Origin of the sequence: Streptomyces sp. NPDC048516, from assembly GCF_043199875.1 — a bacterium.
Classification (GTDB): Bacteria; Actinomycetota; Actinomycetes; order Streptomycetales; family Streptomycetaceae; genus Streptomyces.
Genome location: NZ_JBICWS010000010.1, coordinates 293,248 through 305,561, shown reverse-complemented (window position 1 = coordinate 305,561; position 12,314 = coordinate 293,248). Strand labels below are relative to the sequence as shown.

Here is a 12,314-nt window from a genome sequence, read left to right as displayed (position 1 = left end):
AACATCTGCCGTCCCGTCTCGTCCCGCCTTCCCCTCCCCCACCCTCGTCAGCCCCCGCCCCACCCGTTACCGTCCCGCCATGACGGTCAACACAGGTGGCATGGACGTAGTGGTGATCGGCGGCGGCGTGATCGGGCTGACGTCGGCGATCGCGCTGGCGGAGGACGGGCACCGGGTGCGGGTGGTGAGCCGGGATGCCGCGGGCGGTACGACGTCGGCGGTGGCCGGCGGGCTGTGCTGGCCGTACCGCATCCGGCCCTACGAGCGGGCGGTTCAGTGGTCCGTGCGGTCCTTCCACGTGCTCGCCGCGCTCGCCGAGCGGCCGGAGGAGACGGGCGCCCGGATGGTGACGGGCACGATGACGGACGAGGCGGACGAGGCGGACGGCGGCCGGGACGCCCACGCCGGCGACCGCTCCGGCGAACGCCCCGGCGACGACCTGTCCGCCTGGTACGACGCGGTGCCCGGGTTGCGGCGGGCGAACGCCAAGGAACTCCCCGAGGGTCATGCCGCCGGGTGGCGGGCCCGTACTCCTCTGGTGGACATGCCGGCCCATCTCCGCTACCTGGAGCGGCGGTTGACGGCCGCGGGCGGCAGCGTGGAACGGGGTGAGGTCACGTCGCTGACCGAGGCGGGCCGGACTGCCGGCGTGGTGGTGAACTGCTCGGGACTGGGCGCGCGTGAGCTCGTACCCGATCCGGACGTCCATCCGGTACAGGGGCAGCTGGTGATCGTGGAGAACCCCGGTATCGAGGAGTGGTACGTGTCCGCCGACGCGGGGTCGGCGGACACGACGTATGTGCTGCCGCAGCCGTACGGCGTGGTGCTGGGCGGGACGGCGCGGGAGAACGCGTGGTCGCGCGAGCCCGATCCGGCGGTGGCGGAGGCGATCGTGGCGCGCTGCGCACGTCGTTTCCCGGAGCTTGCGGGGGCCCGGGTGCGGGAGCACAAGACAGGGCTGCGCCCGGCCCGCCCGGCGGTGCGGCTGGCGGTGGAGCGGCTGCCCGACGGCACGCCGTGCGTACACAACTACGGGCACGGGGGTGCGGGGGTCACCGTGTCGTGGGGATGCGCGGACGAGGTGCTGCGGAGTGTGCGGACCCTCCGGGAGGGTGACGGGCCGCTGGGCCGGTGACGGTGGCGAAGCCCCGTCCGGCCACGGCGCCGGGCTCCCTGGCGCCTGCCGGCCGCCCGGCCGAAGGGCACCTGGGACTTGTGAATCGGCGCCGGACGAGATGAAGTTGCCGCCCAAGGGCGCACATCCCTTCACCGGTCTCGTGCGTCTCATGAGCAAGCGGCATTTCCATATGGCCGCACTGCAGGGGCATTTGGAGTATACATTTTGAAAAACCGCAAAATCGGCAAAAGGGGCATGCGTCGCGCGTCCGCGGCTGTTGTCACCGCGGGAGCCGTCCTGACCGCCGGGGCGCTTGCCGCTCCGGCACAGGCCGCCACGCCCAAGCCCCCCACGATCGTCGCCAAGGGCGGCTTCGTGATGAACAACGGCACGGGGAAGTCCCTCTTTACCAAGGCCGCAGACACCCGCCGGTCCACCGGCTCCACCACCAAGATCATGACGGCTCGCGTGGTGCTGGCGCAGGCGAACCTCAATCTGGACGCCAAGGTCACGGTCCAGAAGGCGTACAGCGACTACATCGTTGACAACAACTGGGCCTCCTCGGCCAAGCTGATCGTCGGCGACAAGGTCACCGTCCGCCAGCTGCTGTACGGGCTGATGCTCCCGTCCGGCTGCGACGCGGCGTACGCGCTGGCCGACAAGTTCGGCAGCGGCTCCACCCGGGCCGCGCGCGTGAAGTCGTTCATCGGCAAGATGAACTCCACCGCCAAGTCCCTGGGCCTGAAGAACACGCACTTCGACTCGTTCGACGGCATCGGGAAGGGCGCGAACTACTCGACGCCGCGCGACCTGACCAAGCTGGCGAGCAGCGCGATGAAGTACTCCACCTTCCGTACGGTCGTGAAGACGAAGTCGACCAAGCAGAAGGTCACGACGAAGAGCGGTGGCTACCGCAACATGTCGTGGGAGAACACCAACGCCCTGCTCGGCAGCTACTCGGGCACCATCGGCGTCAAGACCGGCTCGGGTCCGGAGGCCAAGTACTGCCTGGTCTTCGCCGCCACCCGGGGTGGCAAGACGGTCATCGGCACGGTCCTGGCCTCCTCCTCGGTGGTCAACCGCACCGCGGACGCCAAGAAGCTGATGGACTACGGCTTCAAGAAGTAGCCCGTCGGGACGTACGAGGGGTCCGCGCGCAGCCATCCGGCCGCACGCGGGCCCCTTCGTCGTCCCGCTGCCGCTGCCGTCAGGCCGGCGCAGACCCGCAGACCCGCAGACCCGCAGACCAGCCGGTCAGCCGGTCAGCCGGTCGCGATGCGCGCCGACACGCAGGGGTCCTCGTTGCGGTAGCCGAGGCGGTCGTAGAGCCGTTCGGCGGGAGTGTTGTCCGCGAGCTGCCACAGCGTGCAGAAGCCGTGGCGGCGTACGGCGTACCGGGTCAGCCACGAGGTCAGGGCCGCGCCGAGCCCTTGACCGCGCTGGCGGGCGTCCGTCGCGACGGACGCCATCAGCGGAGCGCCGCTGTCCCGCAGGCTGCTCAGGGCGCCGCAGGCCACCAGCTGCCCGTCCGTGCCGCGGATCCCGGTCCACAGGGTCACCTCGCTGGAGCCGGGGCCGGTGGAGTGGGCCGGGCTGTGCTCGTTGAGGAAGTCCAGCAGTTCCCCGTGGTGTGCGGCGTCAAGAGTGACCACCCGCTCCTCCGCCGGGTGTACGGGCGGTTCCTCCAGCGTCCAACGGAAGATCCACTCCACCACGTCGGTCACCGGCAGATGCCGCCTGACCTGGCCGACGGTGCCGCGCGGCCCGGTGAACTCCCGCACCCGCTCGGGCAGGCCCTGCGCGGCACGCAGCACGAGTCCGGCGGCGGGATCCGGTTCGCCGACGCACCACAGATGCCCGCGGGCGTCGTCGAGCCAGGCGGCGGCGCCCTGGCCCGACCAACTGATGCGGCCGGACGGACGGCGCCGGGCGGCGCCGAAGCGCAGCAGCGCGCCGCCGGCCTGCCGCTCCAGGCCCTGGTCGAACAGGTCTGCGGTCCGGGGGAGAAGAGTCGTTGCCTGCATCGCTCTCAAGAAGTAAAGGAGGAGGCGAACGGCCCGGACACGCGCACGCGCGCGACCGGAGTCCGTCCATCTGGGTACAGGGGGATCCCGGCAGCGGCTGCGCACCCGCGCGCCCGGCCGACCGGGGCGTCCACTCTGGCATACCGCCCCCGGGCCGGTGCAAATCAGGGCCCCGGGCCCCTCACCTGCCAGGAAGCGGACGCAGCAGGGCCGGCCGGACACCGCGTCCGGCCGGCCCCTCATCTGCCCCGCGGACCACCTCGGTGGCCGCTCACCGGACAGCCGCATCCGGTGTGGCGAGCAATCCCTCAGGGATCCGTCAGGGACTCGCGCTCCGGTCCTCGCGCCGGCCCTCGGCGGCGTGACCGTCCCCGGCGGCGTGACCGTCCCCGCCGCCGTTGCCGTTCCCGTTGCCGCCCGGCCCGATCTGGAGCTCGAAGTCACCGTCGTACTGCTCATGGCCCGCGATGACGGCCATCTCGACGGCCTCCTCGCCCTTCTGGCCGCGCACGATCAGCGGATCGCTGCGCAGATCGCGCATCAGCGCCCAGCACATGGCGATCATCACGACCATGAACGGCACCGCGACCAGAATCGTCAGATTCTGCAGTCCGGTCAGGGCGTCGCCCGAGCCGCCGCCGATCAGCAGCATGATCGCGGCGACCGCGCCGGTCACCACTCCCCAGAAGATCACCACGAGCCGGGTCGGCTCGAAGGTGCCCTTCTGCGAGAGGGTGCCCATGACGATGGACGCGGCATCGGCGCCGGAGACGAAGAAGATGCCGACCAGAACCATGACCAGGATGCTCATGACCGTGGCGAGCGGATACTGGTGCAGCACGTCGAAGAGGTGGCCTTCCGGGGTGCTCGGCCCACTGAGCTTCTTGTCGGCCTGGAGCTTCATCGCCGAGCCGCCGAAGATCGCGAACCACGCCAGGCTGACCACGCTCGGGACGAGGATGACGCCGCCGATGAACTGACGGATCGTCCGGCCACGGCTGATCCGGGCGATGAACATCCCGACGAAGGGCGTCCAGGAGATCCACCACGCCCAGTAGAAGACCGTCCAGCTGCGCAGCCAGCTACCCACGTCGGCGCCGCTGCTGGCCTCCGTACGGCCCGCCAGCTGCGGCAGCTCGCCGATGAACGAACCGAGGGAGGTCGGCACCAGGTTGAGGATGAGAATCGTGGGGCCGGCCACGAACACGAAGACCGCCAGGATCACCGCCAGCACCATATTGATGTTGGACAGCATCTGGACGCCCTTGGCGATGCCCGAGACCGCGGACAGGATGAAGGCGATGGTCAGCACGGTGATGATGATGACCAGCAGGCTGGTGCTGACGCTGTCCATCCAGCCGAGCACCTTGATGCCGCTGCCGATCTGCAGCGCCCCGAGCCCGAGCGAGGCCGCGGAGCCGAAGAGGGTGGCGAAGATGGCCAGGATGTCGATGACCTGACCGCCCCAGCCGTTCGCCCGCCGGGTCCCGATCAGTGGGGTGAACACCGCGCTTATCGTCTGCCGCCTCCCCCGCCGGAAGCAACTGTAGGCGATGGCCAGCCCCACGACCGCGTAGATGGCCCACGGGTGCAGCGTCCAGTGGAACATCGTGGTCGCCATCGCGGTGTCCATCGCCTGGGCGGCGTCCTTGGGGTCGGTGCCCGGCGGCGGTGTGCTGAAGTGCCCCAGTGGCTCACTGACTCCGTAGAACATCAGGCCGATGCCCATGCCCGCGCTGAACATCATCGCGATCCAGGACACGGTCCGGAATTCGGGATCCTCTCCCTCCTTGCCGAGGGTGATCCGGCCGTACTTGCTCACGGCGAGCCAGATCGCGAAGATCACAAAGCCGGAGGCGGAGAGCACGAATGCCCAGCCACCGTTGTCGATCACCCAGTTCAGCATGGCTGTCGAGGCGTTCTTGAGGGATTCGGTGGACGTCGCTCCCCAGGCGATGAAAGCGAGGGTGAGCAGCGCGGTCACACCGAAGACCACACGGTCGGTCTGCGGGGGCCCGGTCCGCCGCGGGTCTTCGGGAAGATCCTCAAGGGAGGGGGTGACACCCCCGTCTCTGGCTCCTTTGACTATGTCCGCCACGCGTCAACCTTTCCATGCACTTCAATGGGCCATATTTTCCTTACCCGTTACCCCCTACCACACGAGGGCAGACGTCCAGGGGCTTCGCGACCGTAAGGTGATAACCGGCCCGCTGGTCCAACAGCAGCGGGACGAGCGTGCGCAGTGACTGGCGCAGCGGGACAACGACGCCGTCCTCCGTCCGCTTCCAGAGCACACCGTGCAGTGCCAGTTCGTCCTTGACCTGCGCGAACTGCGCCGCGTCGAGACGGTAGGCGCAGGGCGGGTCGGTCAGGACCTCGCCGTCCCCGGGGGGTTCATTGTCCGCACCGCCGAGGTAGACCGGGCCGCGGTCGGCGAAACCGGAGAGGCGGGCGGCGGCGGTGGCCGCCTCGATGCGTGGGCGGTGCCGGACGGCGAAGATGAACGCGCCCTCAAGTGCCGCCAGTTGGGACTTCACCCGGCGCCGGTTGTTGAGCGCGGGGTCGGCCTTCTCAGCGGCGGTGAGGGCGTCGACCCGGGTCTCGACGAGCAGTCCGACCGAGCCCTTCACGCCGGTGGTGTTGCGCAGAATCCGTTCCTGGCCGTCGCCCGCGACCTGCTTGACGGGTTCGCCGGTCTCCGGGTCGGTCCAGATGCCGTAGACGCCGGTGGAGAATCCGGCGCGGCGGACGGCGGGTTCGACGAAGTCCCGGGAGAGGGCGGTGGCTTCGCGGTGCACCCCGTCGCCGGTGTTGAGGTTGCGAGGCCACAGGGAGAGCAGGTCCTTCAGGTAATACGGCGCGGTGGGGCCGTATTCGTGCAGGTCGAGGAGGGTGTCGGGGCGGTAGTCGCGGAGCACGGCGGCCATGGCGCGGGACTCGGCGGTGTGCAGGGCCAGGTGATCGCGGTTGATGTCCACGCCGTCGGAGTTGCCACGGGTGTCCGCGGCCCGGCCGTCGAGGTTGGCGGTCGGGAGGACCAGCACGCTGGTGCGCTCCAGGAGCCGCCGGATGGCCGGGGCCTTGCTGTAGGCGAGGTTGCGGACGGTGGTCAGACACGCCTCGCGCCCGGCGGGTTCGTCGCCGTGCTGGGAGCAGACCAACAGGACGGAGTTGCCGCGGCGGACGTCCGCCGGGCGCTCGGGGGCCGGGGCACCGATCCTGACCAGCCTGATCGGCCGGCCCTGCTGCGTGGTGCCGATCCGGTCGATGCGCACCCGTGCCGAGGCGCGGTCGACCGTGCTGAGGAACGTCTGTTCCTCGGCTCCGGTGGTCCAGCGGGCACCACGGCTGGTTTCGAATCCCGTACGGGGTGTGGGGGTTCCGGTTGCGCCGGCGGGAGGGGCCGGCGGGGTCGCGCCGAGGAGGGGGGCCATCAGTCCGATGACCAGCGTCCCCAGGGCGAGGCGGCAGAAGCGGGACCTCACGAGGTGCCTCCCTTGAGTGGGCGGTGGGGGTGACGTGGGGTGACGAGCGGTGACGTGCGGGCCGGGTCGGGGCCGCCCGCGGTGGGCGGCCCCGGGCGGTCATCCGCCGGCCGGCATCCGGCTGATCGAGCGCGGCGGGGTGATCCCGTCCGGCGGTGTGGCGGCGGGGTGCCGGGGCTCGCCCGCGGTGGCCCGCGTGAAGGCCGGGGCGCCGCCGGTCAGCGGCAGTTGGGCAAAGGTGCGGGAGAGGTCGAGGGTGAGCTTCGGGGTGGACGCGGGCGGGTCGATCAGGCCGGCGTCGGTTCCGGCCACGATGAGCGCAAGCCGGTGTCCGGCGGGCACGACGTGATCGCTCGCGGCCAGATCCAGGGTGAGGGTGTAGCGCTTGCCCGGGGTGAGGGGGCGGCCCTTGCGGGGGTCGGCGTAGGTGCCGAGGTCGGCCCAGCCGCGGCTGAAGACGGTGTATCCGACCTTCCGGGTGTCGGCCGCGGTCTCCTTGAAGCAGCCGGTGTCGCCCGGGGTTCCGGCGCCCCAGCAGGTGCGCTTGCCGAGGGTGGTGATGCCCTCGCCGTCGGCCGCGTAGTTGCGGATGGTGTCGGGGCCGAGGTCCACGAGAACGGCGGAGAGATGGGCGGTCGACGTGCTCGGGGTGGCGGTCACCGTCACTTTGCCGGAGCCGGACAGCCGCAGCGGGGCGCGCAGCGGGGCCGTGCTGAATCCGGCCTTGGCGGGCGTCGGTTCATCGATCCGGGCCGCCCAGTCGGCCTCGCTCAGCTTCGGGTCGTCCGTGAAGGCCGCACTCGCGCCGTGCGGCGCCTTGGCGGTGCCCAGCACGCCGACGCCGGGCGCGCTGCCGCCGCGCGGCCGCAGGGTGGTGGTCCGGGTACCGGGAGCGGGCCACTGCGGGTCGGTGGACCAGGTGCCGGGAGACCGCTCGATGTCGGCCATCGGGGCGCGGTCGATGCCGTTGTCGTAGCCCATCAGGTAGTGGTCGAACCAGTGGTGCAGGGTGGTGACCCAGTCCCCGCGGCGGTAGTCGAAGGGGTCGACGTGCCCGGTCTGGGAGAGCCAGATCTTGCGCTCGACGCCATGCCGGGCGAGCGCGTCCCACCACTGCCCGGCGTGCCGGGTGCGGACGTTGAGGTCCTGCATGCCGTGCACCATGAAGACGCTGGCCCGGACCTTGTCCGCGCGCCGCACATAGTCGCGCTCGGTCCACAGACCGGTCCGTCGCCGCTGCGCGGCGCTCCGTCGGCGAGTCTCTTGTGCATCGCGGCACAGCGCTTGTGGGCATCGGGGCTGTTGACCAGATCCGCGAGGGCGTCGGGGCCCGAGTCGTAGAGCGGGGCGCCCTGGGCGAAGTAGTAGTCGTACCAGGAGGAGATACCGGCGATCGGGACGATGGTCTTCAGCCCCTTGACGCCGGTGGCCGCGACGCCGTTGGCGATGGTGGCGTCCCAGCTCTTGCCGATCATGCCGGTGCTGCCGTCGGACCAGTCGGCGGTGACGGGGGTGCCTCCCGTACGGGCGGTATAGGCGCGGCCTCTGCCGCCGAGCCAGTCGATCACGGCCTTGGCCGACCCGATGTCAAAGCGGCCGCCGACATCGATGCAGCCGTCCGAGCGGTTGGTCCCCGCGAGATCGACGAGGACGGTCGCATAGCCCCGCGGCACGAAGTAGTTGTCGTAGTAGAGCGGGAACTGGACCGGCCGGCCGTGGTCGTCGTAGGTCTTCTTCTGGCTCTCGTTGCCGCGGCCGCAGCAGGAGTAGTACGGGCTGGCGTCCATGATCACGGGGATCCGGCGCCCCTGCTGTGCGGGTTCGGCGGGCCGCACGATGTCGACGGCGACGCGGTCGGTCCTCCCGTCCGCGTCGCCGTCGAGCCGTGTGTCCACCCAGACCGATTCGCGTATCGCGTGGTCGTAGGAGTAGACGGGTCTGCTCTCGCGGGGCGCCGCCTGCGCGGCGGGCGGCCCGATCAGAGCGGACAGCAGGGCGGCGACGGTCGCCGCCACGAGCACGGTGAAGGGGGTGCGGAGGATCCGCGCAGGATTCGTCACGGGCGGACGGTAGCGCGGCTCAACTCCCGTGCGTAAGAGCCTGTCCCGCAACCCCGGCGGCCGCGTCCGTCGCGGAGGCAGCGGCACCGCAGAACGTGGCCGGGGGGCGGCGCCCCACGGGAAGCCTTGCCGGCCCGCAGCGACCGGCCGGCCAACGGGGCCTGGGGGTGGGGTTCATGTCGGTCATGTGTCAGATAAGGCCATGTACATGACGCCGCTGCTCCTCCGTGCATAGGGTCTGACGAGAGCCATCCCCCTACGAGTTGGAGGACTCGTGCGTCACAGACTCCTGGTACCGGGTGCCGCCGCACTCAGCCTGCTGCTGGCGATCCCGGCCTCCGCGGCCGGCTTCACCCCGGGCGCTCCGGGTGTGGGCGACAGCTACTACCCCGAGAGCGGAAACGGCGGATACGACGTTTCCCACTACGACCTGCGACTCAAGTACCAGCCCAAGACGGACCTGCTGGAGGGCACGGCGACGCTGCTCGCCAAGACCACCCAGGACCTCTCGCGCTTCAACCTGGACTTCGGCCTCAAGGTCAGCGAGATCCGGATCAACGGCAAGAAGGCCTCCTTCGCCACGTCCGGCAAGCACGAGCTGGAGGTCACCCCGGCCACGCCGCTGGAGAAGGGCAAGCAGATCAGCGTCGTGGTGCGCTATGCGGGCAAGCCCTCCGAGCTGAAGATCGACAACTACAGCGCCTGGGCCCGTACACCCGACGGCGGGGTGATCGCCCAGGAGCCGGACGCCGCCGTGTGGTGGTTCCCGAGCAATGACCACCCCACCGACAAGGCGACCTACGACATCTCGGTCGCGGTCCCGGACGGCACCCAGGCGCTGAGCAACGGCGTGCTGGCCTCGCAGTCCTCCAAGCTGGGCTGGACGCGCTACAACTGGCGCTCGGACAAGCCGCAGGCGACGTACCTCACGACGCTGGCCGTCGGCAAGTTCGACATCACCACCGACACGACCGCGAACGGCCTTCCGGTCATCAACGCGGTCAGCAAGGACCTCGGCGCGAACGCGGACTCGGCCCGGGCCAGCATCGAGCGCACCGCCGAGGCCACCGAGTGGCTGGAGAGCGTCTTCGGCCGCTACCCGTTCAATGCGGTGGGCGGCTATGTGCCGAACGTTCCGGCCCACTACGCACTGGAGACCCAGACCCGCCCGTTCTACGGCGAGAAGGCCTTCGACCGTGGCACGAACGTCTCCGTCGTGGTGCACGAGCTGGCCCACCAGTGGTACGGCGACAGCGTCTCGCTCAAGGACTGGAAGGACATCTGGATCAACGAGGGCTTCGCCTCGTACAGCCAGTGGCTGTGGTCGGAGAAGGAGGGCGAGGGTACCGCTCAGGAGCTCGCGGACTACGTCTACGCCCAGCACCCGGCCGATGATCCGTTCTGGAAGGTCAAGCCGGGCAACCCCGGCGCGGAGAACCAGTTCGACGACGCCGTCTACGACCGTGGCGCGCTGGCCCTCCAGGCGCTCCGCACCAAGGTCGGCGACAAGGTCTTCTTCGGGCTCCTCAAGTCCTGGCCGACGGAGCACAGGTACGGCAACGCCTCGGTGGCGGACTTCGTGAAGTTCGCCGAGAAGAAGTCCGGCAAGAAGCTTGCCGGGTTCTTCGACACCTGGCTGTTCCAGCCGTCCAAGCCCGCGGTGGGCGCGGGCAAGCAGGCATTCGGCGCGGGGAAGTCGCCGGTCGCCGAGCCCAAGTCGTGGAAGCAGATCGCGGCCACGCACGACGTGCACCGGCACTGACGCGGCACACGGGCGCCCGCTCGGGCGCCCGTGACAGCGATCCGGCCGGAGCCCCGGGTGATCCCCCGGGCTCCGGCCGGCTTCGCCTTGTCTACCTGGGCGCCGCGCGCCCGCGCGCCGCCTGCCTGCGCGCCGCCTGCCGGGCCCGGCGTGCGACCGGCAGGAAGCGCAGGCGCTCAGGAAGCACCGGGACCACGGCGCGGACGACCCGCCCGAAGCGGCGCAGCCGGCGCTCCTGTGCGTCCGTCCAATCCAGTCCGATGGCGCAACGGGCCTCCGGCGGCATCAGGCCGATCGTGAGGAAGCGCCGGAAGCGGGCGAACCGCGGGCACAGCCACGGCCAGGTCAGCCGGAGGAGCAGCCGCAGCCACCGCGGACCACGGTCCGGGACCGGCAACGACGGATCCCTCGCCACCAACTCCCGCACCACAACGGTCTCTTCGAGTACGTTGTCAAGAACCTTCTGGTAATACGGCCAGAACTCCTCGATGGACTGCGGCATATCGCGGTCGTGAATCCCCAGGATCCGCCCCACCTGGAGCCATTCCGCATACAGCTGCCGCTCCTGCGCCTCGGTGAAGGGGCGCCCGAGATAGCGCTGCGCGTTCCGGAAGACGGGGTAGCCGGTGGCGTGCACCCAGGCGTAGTAGGCGGGGGTGAGCGCGTGATACTTGCGGCCGTGGGCGTCGGTACCCTGAATGGTCTTGTGCAGCTGCCGCAGCCTGCGCCCCTCCGCGGCCGCGCCCTCACCTCCGTACACCCATAGCTGCAACGAGGTCAGGGATCGCTCCCCTCGCCCCCACGGGTCCGTACGGAACACTGAGTGGTCATCCACTCCGGCACCCACCGCCGGGTGCGCGACCTGCATGGTCAGCGCGGCCGGCAGGGTCAGCAGGATGCGGATGTCACCGGCCAACGACCAGAGCACACCTCCGACCGGCGGGGGCTTTGGATGCATTTCTACCGTATTCATGTCATTAATCATGATACGGCGAGCTCGTTGACTGACGGATGCGCGGGGTGCGCCCGGCCGACTGCGCGGCCCGCCAACGCCTTGCCACATGGACGCGACCGGCCAGGTCGGCATCGAACGAGCTTTGTGCGCAGGCGAGTTGCTCTCGGACGGGGGCGTGCACACCGGAAGCGGGCCACTGCAGGCGGACCGCTGCAGGCGGGCCACTGCAGGCGGACCACTGCAGGCCGTCCACTACAGACAGGCCGCTACTAACAACCCGCTGCAGAAAGACCGCCGCAGGCCACTGCGCCGCCGCGGGGAGGCCGTCCCTGCCCTACCCCCGGGGAGGCCACCGGCTTCCGCGGGGCCACTCGACGCACTCGGCAACGGGGGGCGACAGCGCGACCGACGGGAGGCGCGCGCACGGAGCGGGGGCAGCGAGCCCGAGCAGGGCGGCCGGAAAATACACCTCCACCTGGCATCCCGCCACACGCCACACCCCAGTCACCATCCCCCCCTTGGGCGACATTAGCCCGTAAGGGTGATTTTGACTTGAGATAAACCCCCATGAGCTGGGTCGATGGCATGACCGTATTTCCTGCCCGGGCGCAGATAGTGACAAGGGCATCACGGAACGCGACACTCGCGACATCTGTCCGAACCACCCAAAAGGAGCAAACACATGTCCTGCCCTCCCCCTCCGATTGACGCTCGCAAGGCACTCGACTTCCTGAGAACGAGCGGGCTCGTCGACCTCAGCGTTCCGCTGGAGCGAGTCGTCGATCAGGTCAGCCAGATCGACGATGTGGCCGGCTACGTGCTCGCCTGGGAGCGCTACGTCCTGGTGGTCGCCAACCAGGTCGCGGAGCCCGACGACGCCGCTGCGCGCAACTGACCGTTGACTGCATCGA

Annotated in this window: 8 protein-coding genes and 1 pseudogene; 4 read left to right on the top strand and 5 right to left on the bottom strand. The window is 70.2% G+C overall.

The genetic code is table 11. The annotated features are described in order from the left end of the window. The first annotated feature begins 79 nt into the window (after window positions 1–79). Both ACGFR7_RS21900 and ACGFR7_RS21895 read left to right on the top strand, forming a co-directional pair. Window positions 80–1,135, top strand: a complete 1,056-nt coding sequence (locus ACGFR7_RS21900; RefSeq protein ID WP_393321659.1) for an NAD(P)/FAD-dependent oxidoreductase — start codon at window positions 80–82, stop codon at window positions 1,133–1,135. 237 nt (window positions 1,136–1,372) lie between these two features. Continuing rightward, a complete protein-coding gene (locus ACGFR7_RS21895; RefSeq protein ID WP_393321656.1) occupies window positions 1,373–2,245 on the top strand; it encodes a D-alanyl-D-alanine carboxypeptidase family protein in 873 nt (290 codons plus the stop codon). A 134-nt stretch (window positions 2,246–2,379) separates the two neighbouring features. On the opposite strand, the gene ACGFR7_RS21890 is transcribed toward ACGFR7_RS21895, so the two are convergent. The 4 genes and pseudogenes from ACGFR7_RS21890 to ACGFR7_RS21875 all read right to left on the bottom strand — a co-directional run bounded on the left by ACGFR7_RS21890 (window position 2,380) and on the right by ACGFR7_RS21875 (window position 8,641). Further along, a complete protein-coding gene (locus tag ACGFR7_RS21890; RefSeq protein WP_393321654.1) occupies window positions 2,380–3,141 on the bottom strand; it encodes a GNAT family N-acetyltransferase in 762 nt (253 codons plus the stop codon). Between the two features lie 319 nt (window positions 3,142–3,460). After that, complete coding sequence (locus ACGFR7_RS21885) at window positions 3,461–5,137, bottom strand: BCCT family transporter (RefSeq protein ID WP_393321777.1); 1,677 nt, start codon at window positions 5,135–5,137, stop codon at window positions 3,461–3,463. 142 nt (window positions 5,138–5,279) lie between these two features. Next, on the bottom strand, window positions 5,280–6,575 hold the full coding sequence (locus ACGFR7_RS21880; protein ID WP_393321774.1) for a M14 family metallocarboxypeptidase: 1,296 nt from the start codon (window positions 6,573–6,575) through the stop codon (window positions 5,280–5,282). A gap of 150 nt (window positions 6,576–6,725) precedes the next feature. After that, window positions 6,726–8,641: pseudogene (locus tag ACGFR7_RS21875) on the bottom strand (Xaa-Pro dipeptidyl-peptidase). A 319-nt stretch (window positions 8,642–8,960) separates the two neighbouring features. Between ACGFR7_RS21875 and ACGFR7_RS21870 the strand changes: the two are divergent. Next, a complete protein-coding gene (locus ACGFR7_RS21870) occupies window positions 8,961–10,448 on the top strand; it encodes a M1 family metallopeptidase (protein WP_393321651.1) in 1,488 nt (495 codons plus the stop codon). Between the two features lie 91 nt (window positions 10,449–10,539). On the opposite strand, the gene ACGFR7_RS21865 is transcribed toward ACGFR7_RS21870, so the two are convergent. Beyond that, entirely contained in the window at window positions 10,540–11,421 is an 882-nt protein-coding gene (locus tag ACGFR7_RS21865; RefSeq protein WP_393321649.1) for an oxygenase MpaB family protein, read from the bottom strand. Window positions 11,422–12,085: 664 nt separating this feature from the next. Between ACGFR7_RS21865 and ACGFR7_RS21860 the strand changes: the two genes are divergently transcribed. Further along, the gene (locus ACGFR7_RS21860) at window positions 12,086–12,298 is read left to right on the top strand and encodes a hypothetical protein (RefSeq protein WP_393321646.1); all 213 of its coding nucleotides are present in this window, start codon (window positions 12,086–12,088) and stop codon (window positions 12,296–12,298) included. The last annotated feature ends 16 nt before the right edge of the window (window positions 12,299–12,314 follow it).

Excerpts from the sequence above, each read along its gene's own strand:
- ACGFR7_RS21900 (WP_393321659.1), top strand. The coding sequence starts at position 80 with ATGACGGTCAACACAGGTGGCATGGACGTAGTGGTGATCGGCGGCGGC.
- ACGFR7_RS21895 (WP_393321656.1), top strand. The coding sequence starts at position 1,373 with ATGCGTCGCGCGTCCGCGGCTGTTGTCACCGCGGGAGCCGTCCTGACC.
- ACGFR7_RS21890 (WP_393321654.1), bottom strand. The coding sequence starts at position 3,141 with ATGCAGGCAACGACTCTTCTCCCCCGGACCGCAGACCTGTTCGACCAG.
- ACGFR7_RS21880 (WP_393321774.1), bottom strand. The coding sequence starts at position 6,575 with ATGGCCCCCCTCCTCGGCGCGACCCCGCCGGCCCCTCCCGCCGGCGCA.
- ACGFR7_RS21865 (WP_393321649.1), bottom strand. The coding sequence starts at position 11,421 with ATGAATACGGTAGAAATGCATCCAAAGCCCCCGCCGGTCGGAGGTGTG.
- ACGFR7_RS21860 (WP_393321646.1), top strand. The coding sequence starts at position 12,086 with ATGTCCTGCCCTCCCCCTCCGATTGACGCTCGCAAGGCACTCGACTTC.